23 protein-coding genes and 3 pseudogenes are annotated in these 21202 nt (G+C 40.6%); 5 read left to right on the forward strand and 21 right to left on the reverse strand.

Annotation, left to right across the window (positions count from 1 at the left end; all coding sequences use genetic code 11):
- Positions 1-34: 34 nt before the first annotated feature.
- The 5 genes from RGF10_RS21595 to RGF10_RS21615 all read right to left on the reverse strand — a co-directional run bounded on the left by RGF10_RS21595 (position 35) and on the right by RGF10_RS21615 (position 3712).
- Positions 35-733 carry a response regulator transcription factor gene (locus tag RGF10_RS21595; protein ID WP_318505687.1) on the reverse strand — a complete coding sequence of 233 codons (699 nt, stop codon included), beginning with the start codon at positions 731-733 and terminating at the stop codon, positions 35-37.
- A 152-nt stretch (positions 734-885) separates the two neighbouring features.
- Positions 886-1875, reverse strand: a complete 990-nt coding sequence (locus RGF10_RS21600; protein WP_318505689.1) for a sensor histidine kinase — start codon at positions 1873-1875, stop codon at positions 886-888.
- A 5-nt stretch (positions 1876-1880) separates the two neighbouring features.
- Positions 1881-2261, reverse strand: a complete 381-nt coding sequence (locus RGF10_RS21605; protein ID WP_318505691.1) for a hypothetical protein — start codon at positions 2259-2261, stop codon at positions 1881-1883.
- Complete coding sequence (locus RGF10_RS21610) at positions 2258-2953, reverse strand: response regulator transcription factor (protein ID WP_318505693.1); 696 nt, start codon at positions 2951-2953, stop codon at positions 2258-2260. The genes RGF10_RS21605 and RGF10_RS21610 overlap by 4 nt, the downstream gene beginning before the upstream one ends.
- Before the next feature lie 162 nt (positions 2954-3115).
- Positions 3116-3712, reverse strand: coding sequence for a hypothetical protein (locus RGF10_RS21615; protein WP_318505695.1), 597 nt, complete (start codon positions 3710-3712; stop codon positions 3116-3118).
- Positions 3713-3918: 206 nt separating this feature from the next.
- On the opposite strand from RGF10_RS21615, the gene RGF10_RS21620 reads away from it, so the two are divergent.
- Positions 3919-4998, forward strand: a complete 1080-nt coding sequence (locus RGF10_RS21620; protein ID WP_412176657.1) for a GIY-YIG nuclease family protein — start codon at positions 3919-3921, stop codon at positions 4996-4998.
- A gap of 46 nt (positions 4999-5044) precedes the next feature.
- Here the strand turns inward: RGF10_RS21620 and RGF10_RS21625 are convergent, their stop codons facing one another.
- On the reverse strand, positions 5045-5368 hold the full coding sequence (locus RGF10_RS21625) for a nitrous oxide-stimulated promoter family protein (RefSeq protein WP_318505699.1): 324 nt from the start codon (positions 5366-5368) through the stop codon (positions 5045-5047).
- A gap of 154 nt (positions 5369-5522) precedes the next feature.
- Complete coding sequence (locus RGF10_RS21630) at positions 5523-6131, reverse strand: methyltransferase domain-containing protein (RefSeq protein WP_318505701.1); 609 nt, start codon at positions 6129-6131, stop codon at positions 5523-5525.
- Positions 6132-6369: 238 nt separating this feature from the next.
- On the opposite strand from RGF10_RS21630, the gene efeO reads away from it, so the two are divergent.
- From efeO to RGF10_RS21645, 3 genes and pseudogenes are all read left to right on the forward strand, one after another.
- On the forward strand, positions 6370-7227 hold the full coding sequence (efeO, locus tag RGF10_RS21635) for an iron uptake system protein EfeO (RefSeq protein WP_318505703.1): 858 nt from the start codon (positions 6370-6372) through the stop codon (positions 7225-7227).
- Between the two features lies 1 nt (position 7228).
- Positions 7229-8492: pseudogene (gene efeB / locus RGF10_RS21640) on the forward strand (iron uptake transporter deferrochelatase/peroxidase subunit).
- A 12-nt stretch (positions 8493-8504) separates the two neighbouring features.
- Positions 8505-10244 (forward strand): FTR1 family iron permease, encoded by a 1740-nt coding sequence (locus tag RGF10_RS21645; protein WP_318505704.1) that lies wholly within the window; start codon positions 8505-8507, stop codon positions 10242-10244.
- Positions 10245-10322: 78 nt separating this feature from the next.
- Here the strand turns inward: RGF10_RS21645 and RGF10_RS21650 are convergent, their stop codons facing one another.
- Both RGF10_RS21650 and RGF10_RS21655 read right to left on the reverse strand, forming a co-directional pair.
- Positions 10323-11102: a TPM domain-containing protein gene (locus RGF10_RS21650; protein ID WP_318505706.1), complete on the reverse strand. Its 780-nt coding sequence runs from the start codon at positions 11100-11102 to the stop codon at positions 10323-10325.
- Positions 11102-11677 (reverse strand): LemA family protein, encoded by a 576-nt coding sequence (locus RGF10_RS21655; RefSeq protein ID WP_318505708.1) that lies wholly within the window; start codon positions 11675-11677, stop codon positions 11102-11104. Before RGF10_RS21655 ends, RGF10_RS21650 begins: the two co-directional genes overlap by 1 nt.
- Positions 11678-12061: 384 nt before the next feature.
- Here RGF10_RS21655 and RGF10_RS21660 point away from each other — a divergent pair, with 384 nt between their 5' ends.
- Positions 12062-13231 carry a pyridoxal-phosphate-dependent aminotransferase family protein gene (locus RGF10_RS21660; protein WP_318505710.1) on the forward strand — a complete coding sequence of 390 codons (1170 nt, stop codon included), beginning with the start codon at positions 12062-12064 and terminating at the stop codon, positions 13229-13231.
- Positions 13232-13270: 39 nt separating this feature from the next.
- Here the strand turns inward: RGF10_RS21660 and RGF10_RS21665 are convergent, their stop codons facing one another.
- From RGF10_RS21665 to RGF10_RS21715, 12 genes and pseudogenes are all read right to left on the reverse strand, one after another.
- Positions 13271-13699: a DUF4395 domain-containing protein gene (locus tag RGF10_RS21665; RefSeq protein WP_318505712.1), complete on the reverse strand. Its 429-nt coding sequence runs from the start codon at positions 13697-13699 to the stop codon at positions 13271-13273.
- Between the two features lie 175 nt (positions 13700-13874).
- Positions 13875-14540 carry an NAD(P)H-hydrate dehydratase gene (locus tag RGF10_RS21670; RefSeq protein WP_412176756.1) on the reverse strand — a complete coding sequence of 222 codons (666 nt, stop codon included), beginning with the start codon at positions 14538-14540 and terminating at the stop codon, positions 13875-13877.
- Positions 14467-14622: a hypothetical protein gene (locus RGF10_RS23995; protein WP_412176757.1), complete on the reverse strand. Its 156-nt coding sequence runs from the start codon at positions 14620-14622 to the stop codon at positions 14467-14469. The genes RGF10_RS21670 and RGF10_RS23995 overlap by 74 nt, the downstream gene beginning before the upstream one ends.
- Positions 14601-15425: an NAD(P)H-hydrate epimerase gene (locus RGF10_RS21675; RefSeq protein WP_318505713.1), complete on the reverse strand. Its 825-nt coding sequence runs from the start codon at positions 15423-15425 to the stop codon at positions 14601-14603. The genes RGF10_RS23995 and RGF10_RS21675 overlap by 22 nt, the downstream gene beginning before the upstream one ends.
- Before the next feature lie 107 nt (positions 15426-15532).
- Positions 15533-16006 carry a PepSY domain-containing protein gene (locus RGF10_RS21680; RefSeq protein ID WP_318505715.1) on the reverse strand — a complete coding sequence of 158 codons (474 nt, stop codon included), beginning with the start codon at positions 16004-16006 and terminating at the stop codon, positions 15533-15535.
- A gap of 114 nt (positions 16007-16120) precedes the next feature.
- Positions 16121-16390 (reverse strand): PepSY domain-containing protein, encoded by a 270-nt coding sequence (locus RGF10_RS21685; protein ID WP_318505717.1) that lies wholly within the window; start codon positions 16388-16390, stop codon positions 16121-16123.
- The gene (locus RGF10_RS21690) at positions 16317-16688 is read right to left on the reverse strand and encodes a PepSY domain-containing protein (protein ID WP_318505719.1); all 372 of its coding nucleotides are present in this window, start codon (positions 16686-16688) and stop codon (positions 16317-16319) included. The genes RGF10_RS21685 and RGF10_RS21690 overlap by 74 nt, the downstream gene beginning before the upstream one ends.
- 58 nt (positions 16689-16746) lie before the next feature.
- Positions 16747-17259 (reverse strand): sensor histidine kinase, encoded by a 513-nt coding sequence (locus RGF10_RS21695; RefSeq protein WP_318505721.1) that lies wholly within the window; start codon positions 17257-17259, stop codon positions 16747-16749.
- Positions 17216-18106 carry a histidine kinase dimerization/phospho-acceptor domain-containing protein gene (locus RGF10_RS21700; protein ID WP_318505723.1) on the reverse strand — a complete coding sequence of 297 codons (891 nt, stop codon included), beginning with the start codon at positions 18104-18106 and terminating at the stop codon, positions 17216-17218. Before RGF10_RS21700 ends, RGF10_RS21695 begins: the two co-directional genes overlap by 44 nt.
- Positions 18103-18804 (reverse strand): response regulator transcription factor, encoded by a 702-nt coding sequence (locus RGF10_RS21705; RefSeq protein WP_318505725.1) that lies wholly within the window; start codon positions 18802-18804, stop codon positions 18103-18105. The genes RGF10_RS21700 and RGF10_RS21705 overlap by 4 nt, the downstream gene beginning before the upstream one ends.
- Before the next feature lie 179 nt (positions 18805-18983).
- Positions 18984-20318 (reverse strand): annotated as a pseudogene (locus tag RGF10_RS21710) (IS3 family transposase).
- A 121-nt stretch (positions 20319-20439) separates the two neighbouring features.
- Positions 20440-21190, reverse strand: a pseudogene (locus RGF10_RS21715) (amino acid ABC transporter ATP-binding protein).
- Between the last annotated feature and the right edge of the window lie 12 nt (positions 21191-21202).

The raw sequence follows: 21202 nt of genomic DNA on the forward strand, positions 1-21202 counted from the left end.
CCCGCCCAAAGCTTAAAGCGTATGCCCTTCATCCTCATTTTCGTTTACCTGTCGTTTCAAATTTGTAGCCTGTCCCCCATACTGTTACGATAAATCTACGATAATCCTTTAAGCTCTCCCTTAACGTTTTTATATGAGTATCCACAGTTCTGTCGTCACTTTTATAATCGAAGCCCCAAACAGCATTGAGGAGCTGTTCCCTTGAAAAAACGATTCTTGGATTTTTCACAAACAGGCAGAGCAATTCGAACTCTTTTGGCGTTAGATTCACTTCCTCACCATCAACGTACACACTTCTCGAGCTACCTTCAATTTCCAGCCCCTCGATTACAATTGTGTCAGGCTGAGCGTTTCCCCCTTCCGTGATAGAGCTTCTGCGAATGATCGCTTTCATCCGGGCAAGTAGCTCTTTCGGACTAAATGGTTTAACGAGATAATCATCAACTCCTAATTCAAACCCGAACAGTTTGTCGTATTCCTCACCTCGAGCGGTCAGCATTATGATCGGAACCTGAGAACTCTTGCGAACCTCTTTGCATACACCCCAACCGTCTAGCTTTGGCATCATTACATCAAGAATGATTAATGAATACTGACGGCTGATAATCATATCTAGAGCCTCAACACCGTTAGCTGCCTCGTCAATTTCGTAGCCTTCAAGACTAATATACTCTCTGATCATATCGCGTATCCGTTCTTCATCGTCTACTATCAGGATGCGGTCATTCTCCATTTTCATCACCCGCTTACTAGAATTCCAGTCTAAATTTATTTAGACATATGGATCTATTTTTATTTTAAACTTAAATTGTTAAAAAAGTTTGAAAATCAAACGCTTTTTCTCGGGATTGAACGATTCAATAAAAAAAACACTCGACAAATGTCTTACTGCCGAGTGTTTCCCTTTACCATAATTCTAAAAATAGTCCCTTTCCCCACTTCACTCTCTACAGTGATGCTGCCTCCATGAGCCTCCACGAACCCCTTTGCAATCGACAGTCCCAGACCTGTCCCACCTTCATTACGATTCCTCGATTGATCCCTTTTATAAAAACGGTCAAATATGAACGGAAGGGCCTCTTTAGGAATTCCTGGGCCATTATCAGCCACCTGGATAAAAACCTGGTCCTTTCCCTCTTGAACAGATACTTCTACGATTCCCTTTTCTGGTGTATGACGAAGGGCATTTCCAATGAGGTTAACTAATACCTGTGTCATTCGATCCCGGTCAAGCATGAGCCAACATTGATCAGGAATCGCCCCATAGCGAAGGGTAATTTCCTTCTCATCTGCCAACCATTGCAAATTGCTGCAAATTCTTGTAATAAGCTCCTTTACGTTCATTCGCTCTATTTTTAGTGATAGTTTTCCAGCTTCAGCGAGACTTAATTGCTGTAAATCACTAACAAGGCGATTCAGACGATATACTTCATCTGTGAGCTCCAGTATGACCTGTTCAGACGGGTTAATTGCATCTTCTTGAATCGATTCTAGTTTTCCTTGCAGAATCGCTAATGGTGTTCGTAATTCATGTGCAACATCGGCCACAAGGGCCTGTCTAATTTCCTCATTTCTCGTTAACTTTTCCGACATTTCATTGAATGCTTCTCCAAGCTCGTGAATTTCATCGTTCGTGTTTATTTTTACTTTATCTACTTTTTCTCCACTCGCAATTTGATGAATCGCTGCGACGAGTTTTCGCAGTGGATTGGTCATTTTTCTGGCTATCCATACACTGAACAAGACAGCAATCATCATAACCATTAAACTACTAATCACAATTGCCATATTGGATGAACGAAGGAATTCCTGTTCAAGATTCTGTAGCTTATGCTGGTAAAGAATAAGTGTCCCTGCTTTTTTTCCATCAATCATTATGTCTAGTGTTTTTCCCGGACATCCATTCCGCTTGTTCCTATCCTCGATTGGGCTGTATCGGCAACAACCTTTCCATTAGCATCTACTAGAAGCATTTCGGCATTTGACATTGCCATATTCATCAAGTTCCCTTGCATCATCATGCCATGTCCATGTCCCATTCCAGTGGAAAAGTACAGTTCTTGAACCTCATCCCAAGAGCCGGTTTCGTCATAAAAGCTCTCAAGATTTTGCTTCATTTGTTCCATATAACCAAAATTGTACTGCTCAAGGTATGTTTGAAAAGTTGATTCAATTCTATTTTGTAAAAAGATAGATTGACTGACGCCCATCAATAAAACAATTGCAACAAAAGCCACAATTAATTTTGTTTGTAGCTTCATTTTTTATCACCAAAGCGATAACCGATTCCATATACAGTATGAATATAGTTTGGATGTGCAGGATCCTTCTCTACTTTTTTTCGTAGGTTGCTGACATGAGTATCGATTGAACGCTCATAATTAATAAATGCCTCCCCCATCACATTGTTCATTAATTGCAAGCGGCTGTATACTCTACCTGGTTTTTGAGCAAGAGTAACGAGGATTTTATATTCTGTTGGTGTTAAATTTAAGAGTTCATTGTTCACTTTTGCTTCATACGTACTTAAATTGATTTCAATTTCTCCTCGTCGAAGCCACTCATCCTGTTCTACTTTTTCATCAGGAGTACTTCTCCGTAAAACTGTTCTGATTCGGGCAGCAAGCTCACGCATACTAAATGGCTTGGTGATATAGTCATCAGCTCCCATTTCAAGTCCGAGCAACTTATCAATTTCTTCTGTTTTTGCTGTCAGCATAATGACAGGCATTTTCTCGCTTAGCAAACGAATTTTTGCCAATGCTTGTAATCCATTCAAGTTTGGCATCATCACATCTAATAAAATGAGGTCGACCGCATGTTTTTCTACTAGTTGGACAGCGGCCGCTCCATCTTCTGCTTCCACTACTGTAAACCCCTCATTTTCTAAATACGATTTAACTAAATCTCGAATTTTCTTTTCATCATCGACAACAGCAATTAACTTCCCCATTAATTTCTCCACCTTATTTCGTCTTGACTCTATTATATCAAGCGGAAACTGATTTCCTTTGCCGTAAATTTGACTGCTTCGGTATATCTCAAAAAAACTCTGAAGCAAAGCTCCAGAGTTTAAGAATAAAGATACGATATAGTCTCGCTTCATCTTAAGTTATTAATTAAATTGTTGTGTGGTTTCAACGTTATTATTCCATCTACCTTTTCCCATCATACCCATCATTCCTCCTGACCCATTCATCATGGAACCAAAGGAATCATTTTCAATCATCGATTTTATTCGCTCTTCCATATGGTCTAGCATCGTATCCATTTGTTGCTGCGAAATCTTTCCGTCCTTCACAAGCTGCTCTAGTGCCGCTTTTCTTTCCTCGAAAACCTTTGTTGTAACGGTTTCAACAGTCACACCCTTTTCCTCGGCAATAGCTGCGACTGATTTCCCTTGATTTTGTGCAGCTTGAAGCTCGTCCACTGACATTCCGAGCGAATCCGCAATCACTTCAAACATCGATCCATTCATATGCATGCCCATGCCTGCACCACTTCCCATTGGTTCACCTGTCATGGGGCATGTATATTCACTTGAATCTCCTTGTGGTGCATCCTTTTCGTTTACAACTGGAACAGCAGACAGCTTTCCATTATTACTTGGACTATTGTTGGTTGCAGTTGATTCTCCGATTGGAGCGAACATCGCTCCTAGAGTAAATACGCCCAGAAAAGCTCCACCTATAATTAGATTTTTCAATCTCATTTTACCCACTCCTTTTTATTTCTCTCTTTTATTACAGCCTTATCTTATCGAACAACTTTCTAGAACCTATCTAGGAAATGTCAAGATTGTATTAAGATTATAAGAGTTTCCTGTTTATCCTTACCAATTCAAGAATCATACTGTTGTTATTTCATGCCCGTGATAGAATAAAGAGAAAAAGAGCTTTTTATGGGAGAACCAACAAAATGACACTTCAGGAAAAAGTTAAAAATTTGCCCTCCTCCCCTGGCGTGTATTTGATGAAGAATTCAGCACATACGATTATCTATGTCGGGAAGGCAAAGCAGCTTAAGCGCCGCGTTCAATCCTATTTCCAAAACACGAAGCACCACTCGCCTAAAACAATAAATCTAGTCAAAAATATAAAGGATTTCGATTACATCCTAACTGATACAGAATTCGAGGCTTTCATGCTAGAATGCCAGCTGATTCACGAAATAAAACCGCACTTCAATCGGAAGATGAAAAATACATTAGCTTATACGTACATCGTGATTAAAGCAGAAAATGGATCTCGTAAAATCGTCATTACGAATCAGCCCGTATTTGATGAAGGCGGTATTTGCTTTGGTCCCTATCCGAGTAAAGGTGTGGTCGAACGAGCCGTTCAAGCCTTTAAGGATTTTTACAAAATTAATTGCAGCAATCCAACTAAACGAAACTCTACTTGCTTGAACTTTTCTCTCGGCTTATGTATTGGAATGTGCATGGGTGGACCCGCCGTCGAGCTTTATGAAAAAATCCTCGACAGGTTAATTGGCTTATTAAGTGGGGATGAGCACTCGATTATTGGGGAAGTCGAGCTACGAATGAACCAAGCCGCTAACGATTACGATTTTGAAACAGCAGCCAAATATCGTGATACGTTAGAATTAATCAACTATCTTCTCAAGCGCGAGAAGATAATTGAATTTACCTCAGCAAATCAAAGTATTGCAGTTATCGAACATTTGGAGGATACAGCCTTTAAACTGTTTCTAATCAAAAGAAATAAGATTATATTAAATAAGAAGCTTGAGATGACAAGTATAAAAGAAAAACGAACAAGAACCAAGCTGCTCAAGGAGCTTATCGCTAATATTCAAGCATGTCCTGCTCCAGCATCAACAACTATTAGCCAGGATGAAATCGATGAGGCACAGATTATCTATAGCTATTTAAACGGGAGCAGTTGCACGCATATCGTGATACCAGAGGAAGCAGCCCATCATTCTGCCAACAGCAATAACCTTCAGCAGCTTTTGGAGGAATTTATTCCAAAATAAACAACTCGCCGAGAATCGTCTCGGCGAGTTGCTTTTATTGTAAACCCTATTTGTTTAATAAATGCTTCACAGAATATACTGGGTGATAGAGCATCATCCATGGTCCCGAGAAGCGCATAACTGCTTTCATTTTTGCCCGATAATCGGGCTTATAGCAATGAACGGAGCAGTTTGAGCATGCTGTTTTTTCCTCGCCAAAACGGCAATATGACAGCCTTTTATAGGCGTAAGCTTTTAGTTCCTGGCAATCCTCACAGAGTTCCGCTTGATGATGCTTTTTCTTACAATATAAATGGATCATTTTCGTGACCATTTCTTTTTCTTTTTGGATGACTGGTCCATTATTCGGGACGCGTTTTTGTGTCGTCATCGTCGTAAACCTCCATTTCAATGATTTACTTCAAAATCGACCTCTAATCCCTACCATACCATATCCAGCAAAATATACATGGACCAATCATAACAATTTTTCAACAATCTTTGTCACTTCAAAAAGATTTTTAATAGTATTCCTCTCAATACTTCTAATAAGCCAACCGGTAAATCAAGAATCTTTCGTTCTGATTATGCTCATAAAGATTAGGTATAAGGATTTCTTGTTTCAATTCAAATACAGATTGATTTTCTAAAAAATAAATATAATCTTCTGATACATAATATAAGACCAGCTCTATATCCCGGGCACAGCTTTCTCTAGACAACAAAATGTTATTAATAATTTTCCTAAAGATTTGAATCGAAAACGGATTAAAAAAATAAAAACGGTTGTCCAGCTGGTCTATCTTGTAGTCCTCAGCTAAGCAACAATAAAAATGAATTTTCCCTTTCCTTTTTCCAAACTTATCTAAGTAAAGACTGCGATTTTCAATTGCCTGCTGATAAAAGGCTTCATTCATTTCAATCCCGGTCACCGTTGCATTGAATAAATAATGAATAAAAAAATTCAATCGCCCTTTTCCACAACCAAAGTCCACAACTCGATCCTCAGGCTTTATTTCATATGTTTTAAATAAGGTTTCTAACGCAGAATATGGGGTTGGCTCGTATCGATGATAGTGAAACGATTGATTAAATCCCTTTTGATCCCCACTTGTACGGATATTTAGTAGCTCATCATATTCATGTTCTCTCATTGTTTCACACCTATTCATGTGAGATCTTCCTTTTACTATAATATATATTTATTCTTTTATGAATGGATGCTTTTGAAATGTATCCTTCCTACCTCAATTATTTCAATTTTTAAAACTCTCAATTTCAAAATATCATAAAACAATTATAAATTTTTATAATAATATAAATATTAATTGACAACACAACTGATAATGATTATCATTTTTACTAGATTGAACAAAAAGGTGGGCATTAGGTATGAATTACATAGTAAAAATAACAGGTTCGCTCGTTCTTGCAGCTAGTTTACTAGTCGGCTGCAGCAACGATACAACTTCAACTTCTACAGAAGAGCAGGTAAACACAACTTCAAAAGTGGATTTAACAAAACAACAGCAACAATACAAAGAGTTCGCAATGGAGCAATTAGACCAATTTGTCATCAGCACGGAGGAATTTGTTAAAGCGGTACAGGCTGGTGATGTCGAAAAGGCTAAACAGCTTTATGCACCTGCGCGGATGTATTTTGAACGTTCAGAGCCAGTTGCCGAGAGCTTTGGCGATCTTGACCCGCGTATCGATGCCCGTCTTGCCGATGTAAAGGATGAAGGCAAGGGCGAAGATGAATGGTCTGGCTATCATAAAATCGAGTATGGCTTATGGGTAGAAAATACGACGAAAGGCTATGAGGAAGTTGCCAAGCAGCTATTGAACGACACAAAAGAGCTTCGCGCAAAGGTTGAAACGGTAGAGGTAACTCCGGACTTAATGATTACCGGTGCGGTTGATTTATTAAACGAGGTTTCCACTTCTAAAATAACGGGTGAAGAAGAAATTTATTCTCATACAGACCTATACGATTTTAAAGCAAATATTGAAGGTGCTGAGAAAATTTTTGAAATATTTAAGTCTGAGTTAGCGAAAAAAGACGCTGACCTTGTGAAGACCTTAGATGAAAAATTTTCAGCTGTAAATGATTTATTAGCAAAGTATGAGGACGGCAACGGTGGTTACGTTTCCTTTGAACAGTTAACAAAGAATGATACGAAGGCTTTATCTGAAGCGGTTGATCAACTTGGTGAACCTTTAAGTCAAATGGCGATTGTGGTGGAATAACATGAAAGAACAATCAGTTTTTAATAAAGGAGTTTCACGACGCAATGTATTAAAAACCGCAGGTATTGGAGGCGCAGGAATTTTTCTTGGCGCCTCTGGCCTTGGCGGTGCACTTTCTGTGATGGGTGTAAATTTAAAAGTTAAGGATAATCCTAACTCAATCAACAAACTTAACTTTTTCGGTGACTATCAGGCTGGCATCCTGACAAAAAACCCAAAGCACGTATACTTTGTTGCATTAAATTGTGTTGCCCAATCAAAACAAGAATTAATAAAGCTTTTTCAAACCTGGACAGAGGACAGCGTCCGACTGATGAATGGCGAAATGAAGCAAAGTAGAAATAACGCGCTTTTGCCACCAGATGATACAGGTGAGACAGTCGGATTAGATGCCGCCAATTTAACACTCACTTTCGGTGTTGGACCAAGTTTATTTGACAAGCCTGAACTTGGTTTACAAAATAAGAAGCCAGTTGAACTCAATGATTTACCTCATTTTCCGAAAGACCAGCTTGACCCTCATTATACTGGTGGGGACATTTGTATTCAGGCCTGTGCCGATGACCCTCAAGTAGCCTTCCATGCAGTTCCGGAACTTAGTCCGGAACGGCCGAGGGAAAGTAACTATGAAATGGTCCCAAACAGGCTTTAATTCTTACCCCGAAAAAAACGGGAAAACGGAAACACCACGCAATTTATTTGGATTTAAAGATGGGACGGGAAATCCGAATGTCGACGATAAGAAGGAAATGAATTCAGTTGTCTGGGTAGAGCAAGGGGAATCGAAGGATTGGTTAAGCGGCGGAACGTATTTAGCTGTTAGAAAAATTCAAACACATCTTGAAACATGGGACCGAACCGCGTTAAAGGCTCAAGAGGCAACTTTTGGTCGCCATCGTGACAGCGGTGCGCCTCTTGGCAAAACTGGAGAATTTGATGAAATGGAGATAGAACGAAAGGATCCGTCTGGAAACTCAATCGTTCCAATTAATTCACATGTTTTCCTCGCTAAGCAAGTAAAGGATCAAATATTGAGACGTTCCTTTTCCTATTCAGATGGGATAAATCCGGAAACTGGTGCGTTTGATGCCGGGTTATTATTTATTTCTTTTCAAAAAAATCCCAGTCAATTTATCAATATTCAAAGCAGTTTAGGTGCACTCGATAAAATGAATGAGTATATAACCCATCGTGGCAGCGCCTTATTCGCCTGTTTTCCGGGAGTGAAGCATGGAAGCTACCTCGGAGCAGGATTATTCAATTAAGGAGTCTTATTTATGAAAAAAATCATGATGATTTTTGCACTCTTCCTCCTCTTCCTACATCCAGCACAAGGTCAAGCGGCAAAAGAGGATTTCGGGCCACTGTACATCCACATTGGCGAGGCGATTATGGACACGAAAGCAGGAGACTGGGAAGGATCTAAAGGGGCACTCAATCAGCTCAAACTGGACTGGGATAAAATCGAAAAGACAAACAGTCACGAAGTAAAAGCGGTTAACGAAGCGATTGATGCTGCCATAAACTCTCTTCCCAAAAAGGATCAGTCGCAATTACTTAATCAGCTTTCCACTCTATCAAATGCCTTACTTGCATTTGACAAAATGATGAATCCAGCTGACCCAGAAGCCGATCGGGCGAACTTCGAAACTGCGCTAACACCAGTGATGAAATCACTTGAAGAAGCCATTGCCACAAAAGATGCAGACAGTTTAAATTTAGAGTATAAGCGCCTTTCATCTACGTGGACGAAAAACGAAAAACTTGTACGAGAGCAAAGCATTGATTACTATGGACAAATTGAAACACAAATGGGTTTCTTGCGTATAGCGATTACGAAGGATAGTAAGGATTTTGCAGAAATTGAGCAAATATATACGAAGCTTTCACAAACAATAGCTAATTTTATTTCAGGGAAAGAAGCAAAAAAGGTGGAAAATAACAACTATTCCCTTCAGACCCTACTTAATTTATTAAACACAGCAGTCAAATCAATTGATAATGGTCAGCCAGCAAAAGCTACGGCACCTCTTCAGGAATTTTTAACAGTGTGGCCAAGCGTTGAAGGGGATATCCAAACAAAAAATGGTTCATTATATGAAGAATTAGAAAATAACATTCCGATACTTGCAGGAAAACTATCTTCCAGCAACCCTAATATCGAAAGCATCCAGACTCAGCTCAAGGAATACATTCAAGAGATTCGTTTACTCGAAAATAAACAGTACTCCGTTTGGGACGCAGCCCTGATAATGCTGCGCGAGGGCCTTGAGGCATTATTAATTGTCGCTGCCCTTATTGCCTTTTTAAAGAAAACGAATGTATTGAGTGCACAAAAATGGATTTGGGTTGGGGCTGCAGCAGGTGTGGCAATGAGTGTTCTGGTTGCTTATATCATCAATACGATCTTTTCAGCAGCGATGGCTGGATCAAATCGTGAAATTATTGAAGGGGCAACCGGAATCATTGCCGTTATCATGATGGTTGGAGTCGGCATTTGGCTCCATCGAAAATCCCATATTGCTGCATGGAATAAATATATTAATTCGCAAATGGGCAAGGCGCTCTCCACAGGAAGCATACTTTCGATGTCCTTTATTAGTTTCCTATCCATTTTTCGAGAGGGTGCGGAAACCATTATTTTTTATTCTGGGATGGCACCTTCCATTTCAGCTGAAAAATTACTCACTGGTATTGGAATTGCGGTGCTGATTCTTGCATTATTTGCCTTCGTATTTATCCGTTTTAGCACAAAAATTCCGATTGGATTATTTTTTAAAGTGGCCACTGTTCTTATTTATGCGTTAGCCTTTAAAATTCTCGGTGTGAGCCTTCATGCCTTACAATTAACCAATGTAATTAGCACGAATTTAATAAAGAATTTCCCTGTAATTGACTTGATTGGCTTTTTCCCAACATGGGAGACGGTTCTCCCTCAGCTCTTGTTGTTTGGAATGATTATTTCGATGATTGTTATCGTTGAAGGGAAACAGAAGAAAACAGTTATAAGTGGTTGATAGAATAAGAAAAAGCTCATTCGAATTTTTTACTGACGGATGAGCTTTTTTCTTTTTCAAATATGAACGCCTCTAAAGTCACCAGCCACGTCCCGCGCCTCCTCCACCAGATGAACCACCGCCACCGCCACGAAATCCTCCGCCTCCCATGCCACCACCGCCACCTCTGCCGCCTCGCAATAAGGTTGCCAGCAAAAAGTGCGTAAGAAAACCGCCAAAAAACTTAAAATCAAGAAATAGAACGACCACAACGATGATAATCAGCAGCCAAGATGGGATTCCTCCACCTTCAGCATCGGAAATATGCTCATTCTCTCCCCTAGCTGGCGTTTGCTGCAGACCTTCTTGTCCGTACTCAGTAAGGACTTCATTTGCCAATACTTTATACGTCTCGATTAAAGCTTTATTAGGCTCTTGATTTTGGAGATAAGGGATCGCGTACTGATCAAGAATTCGACCAGCTTTCCCGTCTGGAATTCTCCCCTCTAACCCATACCCAACTTCGATCCGAATTTGACGGTCATCCAATGCAAGGACCACTAATACGCCGTTGTTTTCCTGTTTCGCGCCGATGCCGAATTGGCGAAATGCCTCATTCGCGTATTCCTCCATCGGCACATCTTCTGTCGTGTTCACTGTTAAAACTGCAACTTGGGCACTGGTTTGATTTTCAAGCGCTCGGCCCATATTAATTAATTCTGCTTTTTCCTGAGCTGATAAAACGTTGGCAAAGTCCTGAACATAAATGTCTCCAACAGGCGCTGGAATGGAGAGTTCCTCAGCAACACCCCGCCATACAAAAAGCAAACAGGAAATGATGCAAATGACGATTCCACTGAAGAACCGTAGATTCTTCATTATTCATTGCCCTCGAAATCTACCTCAGGTGCTTCTTCAGCCTTCGGGTCCGCCTTAAAATACTCCTTCTCATCAAAACCAGTCATACCAGCAACCACTACCCCAGGAAAACTTTTCACTGTTTTATTATAAATCGCTACCTCAGCATTATAATCCTTACGGGCGACGGAAATTCGATTTTCCGTTCCCGCTAATTCATCCATTAATTGCGTAAACTGCTGATCCGCTTTTAGTTCAGGATAGTTTTCAACCACAACAAGCAAACGACTTAATGCACCGGATAGTTCCGCATTCGCTGTTGCTTCATCCGCTGGTGATTTTGCTCCAGCAAGTCGGGCACGCGCATCTGAAATCGCAGCAATTACTTCTTTTTCATGGGAGGCATAGCCTTTTACCGTATTGACCAGATTTGGGATTAAATCAAGTCTTCTTTGCAGTTGATTCTCAATTTGTGCATAGGACTGGTCAACATTTTCCTCTAAGCTGACGAAATTGTTATAGCTATTCATTAACATCACACCAACTATAACGAAGGCTGCAACCACAACTCCAATCGCTACTAAACCTTTTTTCAATTTAAACACACTCCTTTGTGTTTAGTATGGATAATTGGAAATTATTCTATTTAGCATGACTGAATAAAACATCCTATTAAAAAATAAGACTGTGTTAAATTAGAATGTTGATTTTCGCTCCAGGTGCTTCGCTTTCCGCGGGGCGGGCGGTGAGCCTCCTCGTCGCTACCGCTCCTGCGGGGTCTCACCTGTCCCGCTACTCCCGCAGGAGTCTTCGCACCTTACGCTTCAATCAACTTGTGCCCAAAACAACATGGAGCTTTAACACAACCAAAAATAAAGAGTTAAGAGGAGATTTTATAGGTTCCATCGAAATCATTATTGTATTCATAAATTAGGTTAGTTTTTGCTTTTATTATGGTAATAAAATTAGGGGGATAAATTATGACTGAAAAAGAACTGTTGCTAATACCGGGTCCAACTCCTGTCGTTGATTCCATTTACGATGCACTTTCTCAAGAAACACTTGGACATACTGACCCTAGATTTGCAGCCATTTATAAACAAGCCATTCAAAAAACAAAAGACATGTTAAAAACAGATGGAGAAGTCTTTGTCATTGCGGGATCCGGCACGATCGCCATGGAAATGGCCATCGTAAACACGTTTGCTCCTTCCGAAAAGCTGTTAGTTATTAGTCATGGCTATTTTGGTGATCGCTTCTTAAAATTGGGCGAAGCTTTTGGAATTAAAGTGGACGTTTTACAGTCACAATGGGGCAAACAAGTCTCACCTGCGATCATTGAAGAAATGCTCGCAACCGAAAAATATAAGGCGGTTACAATCACCCATGCCGATACCTCAACTGGAGTCGCAGCCAACTTGGATGAACTTGTCCCACTCATTAAAAAGTATGGGGCACTTGTCATTCTCGATGGTGTTTGCGCAACGGCGGCAATGGAAGAAGACATGAGCAAAACATATGGTTCCGATGGGGCAAAAATCGATATCGTTTTGACCGGTTCACAAAAGGCGATTGGCGTACCACCAGGTTTGGCGATTGTAGCCTTTAATAAGACAGCATTAGCAGCACGAGAACAACTGGAGCATGTCCAAGCATACTATTGCGATATCAAAAATTGGATTCCAATTATGAATGATCCTCAAAAGTATTTTGCTACACCTCCAGTCAATCTCATATATGCCTATAACGAAGGAATGAGATTAGTGCTTGAGGAAGGTTTAGCTAATCGATATTTGCGTCACAAAGCATTTGGTACTGCCGTTCGCGAGGCACTTATCTTATATGGAATGCAGCCTTTAGCGGAAGAAGAAGTTGCTGCCGCAACACTTAGCTGTATTCTTTATCCAGAAGGAATCGATGACGCTGCTTTCCGTACAGCTCTTGCAAAAAAAGGCGTGGTTGTAGCAGGAGCGCTCGCCCATCTTGCCGGAAAGGCATTTCGAATTGGTCATATGGGAAACACGACAGAAGCCATGCTTGAAAAAGCAATAGAGTTAATTGGGGGAACATTAAATGAGTTAGGTTTCTCAGTTGAGCCAACAAAAGCTGTTGAACGATTTAGAGAACTGGCATTTGTTCGAGGAGCTTAGCAGATAGAAACAGGGCTGCATTCATTGCAGCCCTGTTTCTTATTGATGTGCTCTTCTTCTGTATTGATATTGCTTCCACTGAAAATGGATAAAGCAGCCGATGCAAAATCCATTTATGGCTACAAATGCTGCGATACCAACTAGAATGGTAAAAATATAGCCAATAACATCCCATCCTAGTATAAATCCAACAAAACCAAGGCCTAGGCAGATAACAGCGATTTTCTGATTAAACTGCTGTTGCGCCCAGTCTTCAGGAATATAAGCTTTATTTTCTTTTCGCAAAAACAGCTTTGCAAGCTGCATAACTGGATTAAATCCAAATAATAGCCCAGATATTCCTGCGACTAATGGGATTAATAAGAATCCCTCTATACCAGAAACCCATGTCAGCACAACACTAAGAACAATCACCCATTGATTTGTTTTGACAAGTGGACGTGAAATCGAACGAATATTTTCCGTCATATAAATACCAACCTTTCATATAGGTTTTGTATATTATATCTTTATTTATTCATTTTGTACACTATTTAGCATTTACCACCCTCAATTACATTAATTGATTTTTTGATTGATTAAAAAAGCATGAATAAAGCCCAGTCTATTGACTGAGCTAAATGAGTACATTCATTACAATTTGTTAATCCATATTCGAAAGTTGCTCACCTATACCATCAATTATGTCAAATGGTAGCACCCCATAATTCGAAAGAAGTTTTCCCTTTTCCTCTCCAGCCCGTGCATGCAAATAGCTCGCTGAAATCAGCGCCTGAATAGGTGTGGATCCTTGCGCTATAAATGAGGCAATCATCCCAGTTAACACATCTCCGCTTCCCCCTTTACCGAGCGCATCATTCCCGTGAGGATTTATGAATACATCTCCTGCTGGTGAAGCAATTACCGTACGATGTCCCTTCAATAGCAAATAAACACCATGCTCCTTCGCAAAGGTTTGAGCGATATCTAATCGACTTTCTTCGACCTCTTTTACTGTTTTGTTTACTAATGTTGCCATTTCGCCAGGATGAGGTGTAAAAATTACATCTCCTTGATAATTACGAACTAACTCTAATTGTTCACGTAGCATAAATAATGCATCAGCATCGATCACAAGGGGGGTATCTCCCAAAACGCTGATGAAGTCTTTCATCCACTGCTCTCCACCCGGATAGCGACTCATTCCCGGTCCAATTGCAAGACAATCAAACTGGTGAATTTGTTTCTTGATCATCTCAATACCTTCCGGAGCAAAATGCCCGTCCTCTTCCAGGTAATGGCAAAAATAAAGCCTCAGGTGTTTGGGCAGCAGTCATCGGATAAATAGTTTCTGGTACAGCTAAGGTAACTAGACCAGCCCCTGATTTTACTACGGATTTTGCAGAAAAGATCGGTGCTCCAACATATGGCTTTGCCCCCCGACAACAAGTGCATGTCCAAAAGTACCTTTATGACCATGCTGAGGCCGGGCAGGAATAGCTTTTTTTACAAGGGCTTCTGTTATTAGTTGCGGGAGTTGAAGTCCCAGTTCATCCGCTGTTTGTGGCGGGACCGAAATATCCACAGCCTTCCATTCCCCAATATGCTTCGGACCGTCCTGTAGGAAAAATCCTTTTTTCGGAAACACAAACGTAATCGTTTTTGTTGCTTGTATTGCCACGCCATCCACTTTGCCGGTGTCACTGCTCACTCCTGATGGAATATCAACCGCAACAACAAGCTTCGCCTTTGCCAAACAATTTACCATGGAAATCACTTGATAAAAAGGCTCCCGTACAGGTCCATTCACACCTGTCCCCAATATGGCATCAACAATGATGTCTGCACAAACCAATTCATTCAGCAATGCTTCTAACGAATGGTCTCCCAGCTTAAAGAGTGGTAACCCGCGATTTATGTATACATCAAAATGAACTTTCGCATCCCCTTTTATTCGCTCAGGATTAACAAGCAAACATAATAGTGGATTCATGCCCAAATCGTACAGTCTGCGGGCAATCACAAACCCGTCACCACCATTGTTCCCGCCACCTGCTAGGACAACAACACGAGGATATTCACAAGGGGAGCTCTCAAGGATTTCATCTACAACCTTTGCCCCTGCATTTTCCATTAATACAACACCTGGTAAACCTAATTTTTCAATTGTGAACTGATCCATTTGCTGCATTTCCTTTTGCCCAGCTATATACATGTCTGCCTCTCCTCCTTATCTATAAGTTTACAGGATTTCATTCGTTTTCACTAAAATAACAAAAAAAGGCATAGCCTGCCATATTGGCCAAGCTACGCTCACCTTTATTAATCATCTTCATGATCGATGTCTTTTTCTAAAATAGCCCCAGTATGGGCATCAATTTTATACTCGACTTCATATTGTCCATTTTTTACTTCAATTTCATAATAACGATAATCATCTAATTCAACTTTACTGACCTGACCAGGTGTGTCTTTCGTCGCGATTGCGACAGCCTCATCCTTAGATATTTCAACGGTTTGATTTTGGTGAAAGGTTGGATTGTCATCATATTGGTCATCAGAACCTTTATCATCACTACGACGATCATCCCCATAACGATCATCAGAACCTTGATTTCCACTACCTCTACTCTCATTGTGACGATCATCGGAGTTCACTTTTTCGTTTGAACTCTTCACAACAACCTGTGCACTTGATACTTCTTTATTGCTATCATCGGCTAATGCCCCAACACCGACTGCTCCACCAAACAGGATAGCACCTGCAATCAAACCCATTAATACTTTACGTTTCATTTTGTTTCCTCCTTTGTTTATTATACTTTTAATATAGACAACGAAAATGAGGAAACTGAGAAAGGAATATGAGAAATTAATGAGAGGATGCTGAAAATCTTTCAGGATAAAAGATTAATCGTCCCAGGTAATCGAAATGACCTCGCCAGTAATCCCGTGAATTTCAACGACCCCTTCCTGCCCATTTTCTCGCTCTATTTCGATAAGATAATACGTTACACCGCCAACCTCCTCCGTTTTGACACCATCCACTTTCCCACTTATGCTTTGTAACGCTATGGCGATTGCTTCTTCTTCTGTAATGTGCTGATTAGGCTCTGTTGAAGGCTGCGTTTGCTTTTCCAGGTGTAGGTGCGGCAGGACTTTCTTGTTGATCTCCTCCATCCTGGGTGTTTTCCGTCTCCGAGATAATCCGTGTTAAAGTGCCGATTTCCCCTGTAGCTCGGTCGATTTCTACCTCATATGTTCCTGTCTCAAGACGAATGACCACAACATAGACGGCTTGTTGCTCCAGAATCTTTACGATTTCACCTTGATATAAATCTTTTATCTTGCTCCTCGCTTCATCCTTTGTTAGAGGCTCTGCAAATGTAATACTTTTAGACAACTGCCAAGCCATCATCGCCATCAGTACCACCCCAACAATAAGTAAAACCATGCTCTTCCATTTGTATTGACTCATTCATTCCCACTCTCTCTATCAAAGGTTTATTTATACTTTACGTAACAAAAATGAGAAATTAATGAGGATTTGCTGTAAATAACATGATTTTCACCTTTGTACCAATGCCTTCAGTGCTTTCAATTTGTAATTCTGCCCCAATTACCTCAGCAATTTCTTTGGCTAAGGACAAGCCCAGGCCGAATCCACCTGTTTTTCTCGCTCGAGCTTGATCAACTCGATAAAAGCGGTCAAATATTTTGTCGAGCTGATCTGTTGGTATTCCAATTCCACGATCACATATTTCAACGCTTACCTTTTTTTGCTCTCTTCGAATCACTACATCAATGGATTCCTCACTATATTTCTGGGCATTATCCATCAAAATATAAAACAATTGCTTAAACTTTTGTGGATCCACGATGACAAATCCATCATCTTCTATTTGGAGATTGATTTTACGATGATAGGCATTTTGAAAGGAACGTACCAACTCCGTAGCAATCTGAGCAATATTAACTTCCTTCAGTTCAACCTTCCACTGCTCATCACGACCAGCCAATAACAGCAATTGTTCCGTCAGCTCCTGCATCCGGAATTGCCTCAGAATGAATCGCCCGTACAGATTCATCAAATAAATCAGGCTCAGTCTTTCCTCTTCGTTTTAAAAGTGAAGCATATGATTCAACCACTGTTAGCGGCGTTTTCAGTTCATGCGAAGCATTTGCGATAAATTGTCCTTGCTTCTCATAATTCACTTGTAGCAAATCCATCATACTATTGAACGTTTCACCCATTTGAAAGAGCTCGTCCTTTGATTTCTTAGGAAGTGATAATCGCTTAAAGTGCCCACTTTCCCGAATCTCCCGCATTGTTTTAATCATCGACGTAATCGGGTGAGTAATAAAATTCCCTAGCAATCTGGAAGAAACAACAACAGGTATCGTCGCTAATACAGTCACTGCAATTAAGACCACTCTCAACAAACCAAGCATATCCGCCGTTGATTTAAGATTTTCCGTAATTTGTAGTGCGACAACTTCCCCATCATTCCATACGATTGGCAGCGAAACAAAAGCATGGGGAATTCCCTTTGCTGCAATAATTTCTGTTTCTTCTTTTGAATAAAAATAAACCGGTAGGTCGCGCAGCCCTTGTTGACTCGGAACGGCCACACCAGCACCACGCTTCCCATCACTTTTGACAATCTGTAGCATACCATTAATCGGAACATACGCCCGCAGCAGCTCAGCCGTAGGGATAGAAGAGACAGCTTGGTTTATCCCTGCAACTGCTTGCTCGGCTTCTGCCTTAGTCCGCTCCAATTCCCGATCAAGCATCATTTGGCTAAAAGAATAATAGATCGCTCCATTGATGAAAATCAATAGAATAATAAACATGACCGACGTATATAAATTTATCCTATTTTTCAGCTTCATTTTGCATCCTTCAAAACATATCCGACTCCGCGCACAGTATGAATCAATGCTCTTTCAAACGGCTTGTCGATTTTATTCCGTAAATATCGAATATACACATCGACAATATTTGTATCGCCATAATATTCATAACCCCACACCCCATTTAGGAGTTGCTCCCGACTCAGCACTTGACGCGGATGCTTTAGCAAATAAGCCAACAAATCAAACTCCCTTGGCGTCAGGTCAATTTTGTTTTCATTTCTTAAAACCTCATGTGTAATCTCACTGAGCTTTAAATCGGCAATGTTTAACCAGCTCTGTTGGCTGTCTTCGCTCATTATAGACTTTGTATTCAATCGTAATGTAGCGCGAATACGTGCCAGTAATTCTTCGATCTGAAACGGCTTAGTCACGTAGTCATTTGCTCCAAGATCAAGTCCTGACACCTTATCCTCGACAGAAGATTTCGCTGTGAGCAAAATAACTGACGTTTGCAAATCATTTGCCCGGATCCGTCGGAGGAGTTCGATTCCACTGATTCCAGGCAGCATCACATCTAAAAGTATGACATCCCAGCTTTGTTCCTGAAATTGTTTAAAGCCTTCCAAACCGTCTAATGCCTTTTGCACTTCATAGCCTTCATATGACAGCTCCAGTTCAAGAACACGAGCAATTTTTTCCTCATCCTCGACGATTAAGATTTTCGGTTTGTTCATTTATGCCTCCTTGGTAGTTTTCTGAATTTACTGATATTTTATCATTTAGGGTGTATTTTCGCATGTTTATTAGGTCAAATCAGAAATTGAATACTGGAAAATGTTTAGGCAGGCAAAAAAAAAGCACTCTCGTCAAAGAGTGAACTGTGCCCCCGTTTACGGACAGTTTAAAAAAGCGCCTATGCAGCTAATAAGTGGCCCAGGTATTGTACCAGGGTCATTTTATTTAAGCCCCATTGATAACGGTGATGGTTATATTCTTCGATTACTCGATCTACTTCTCTCTTAACCTCTTTTAAATTATCTAAGGATTTATACTCTGCTAAATCCTTAAAATGTCCAAAGAAGCTTTCCATTGGTGCGTTATCCCAACAGTTTCCCTTTCGGGACATTGATTGAGTTATGCCAAGCTTTTTCACTTTGCTTTGGAATAGAGGATGCGTATAGTGGACACCTTGGTCAGAATGTAACATGGCTTCTGGGTGAAAATGATTGCTGACAGCTACTTTTAACTTTTTTAACGTCTTATAGACGATATCCATCTCTAAAGATGTGGACAAGTGGTACGCAATAATTTCCCTTGTAGCTCCATCCTTTACGCAAGATAAATATGCTTTTTGACCCTTTCCAAAATAGAGATAAGTAATGTCAGTAAGCAGGACTTTCCCTGGTTCTTCCTGATTGAATTCTCGGTTAAGAAGGTTAGGGCAGGTTCGATGTTCCTGGGTTGCCTTGGCCATCTTACGATAGGGATTGGCCTTCCTTACTTTGGTTACAAGATTATATTTTGCCATTAGACGCCTAATTTTTTTGTGATTCATTATGGCTGTATAATCATTCTCCATAATCATTTTAATCTGGAGGGCACCTACTTTTTCCTTTTTGCTAATGAAAATTTCTTGGATTAACTCTATATCCAATTCATCCTGCTCGTCACGTTGTGCACGTAAAGGTGCAGCCTTCAACCAATCATAGTAGCCACTACGGCTTACACCTGCCAGTTTACACAGGAAGGAAACAGCTTTCTTTAACTGATGTATTCTTAACGTTTTCTCGATTAGAGAAAACTTTTCAGCTGCCGTTAAAATCGTTTCTTCTTCAGCGCCTGCCTTTCTAACTCTTCCAGCTTTTTTAGGAAGTCATTCTCTGCCTCAAGGAATTTAATTCTTGCCTCAGCTTTTCGTAATTTCTCTTCCACGGAAAGATGCTTTGAAGAAGGGCGTCCTGTACTCCCTTTGCCTCTGCGTTCTGTAAGGAAACCATCCTCTCCAAACCTTTTATACGAATCCCTCCAACGCCTAAGACAACGTTTAGGTTGATCTTTACCGATCATGTTGAGGTCAAAGCCATGTTCAATAAAGATTTGTGATGGTGTTTTTCCACTTTTGTAATCCGTAACTGCTTTTACCTTAAATTCCTGGACTATACGAGATTGACCTTTCAGAAACGCTCACAACATTAGGATTCTTCTCAAGCTCTTTAATTTGGAATTCATTATAAATATTCTTACTCATGATAATCCTCCGCCCATATTCATTAAATCTATTGAAACACAAAAAACCCCGGATAGGGGCACTTTTTTATCAGTGTCCGTTATCCAGGGTATAGTTCAGAGAGTGCTAACCGTTCTAAACCTTATTTCAAACTCCGAGTCAAAAACGCCTTTGTTCGTTCGTGTTTAGGGTTTGTAAATACCTCATCCGGAATGGCCTGATTCGATAATTTCACCATTGTCCATGAACATTACGCGATTGGCGACCTCTTTAGCAAAGCCCATCTCATGTGTCACGACAATCATGGTCATATGTTCCTCTGCCAATTTCTTCATAACCGAAAGCACTTCACCTGTTAGTTCAGGGTCCAATGCCGAGGTTGGCTCGTCAAATAACAATATTTCGGGATTCATCATCAACGCGCGCGCAATCGCTACCCGTTGCTTTTGACCGCCCGAGAGATTCGCCGGGTAGGCGTGGGTGCGTTCAGTCAGACCGATTTTATCAAGAATTTCCGCACTACGTTTTTCAATCGCCGCCGCTGATTCCTTCTTAACTAGCTTAGGTGCTAGCTCTAGATTTTCCTTAACCGTCAGATGCGGAAAAAGATTAAAGTGCTGGAACACCATTCCCATTTTTGCGGTAATTCGCTTCAGGTCCTGCGGCTTGGAGTATAAGCCGTCTTTAACGAGATAATCCCCAGACACCTTCACCGTGCCTCCGTTAATTTCCTCAAGATGAACCAAACCGCGCAGCATTGTGCTTTTTCCGGAGCCAGATGGACCAATTACAGCTACTACATCGTTTTTATTTACATCAAAAGTAATTCGTTTGAGGACTTCGATTTCCCCAAATGATTTTTTTAAATTGTTTACTTCAATTAGTGCTGCCACACTATTCCCTCC

This window comes from Bacillus sp. T3, from assembly GCF_033449965.1.
Taxonomy (GTDB): Bacteria; Bacillota; Bacilli; order Bacillales; family Cytobacillaceae; genus Bacillus_BU.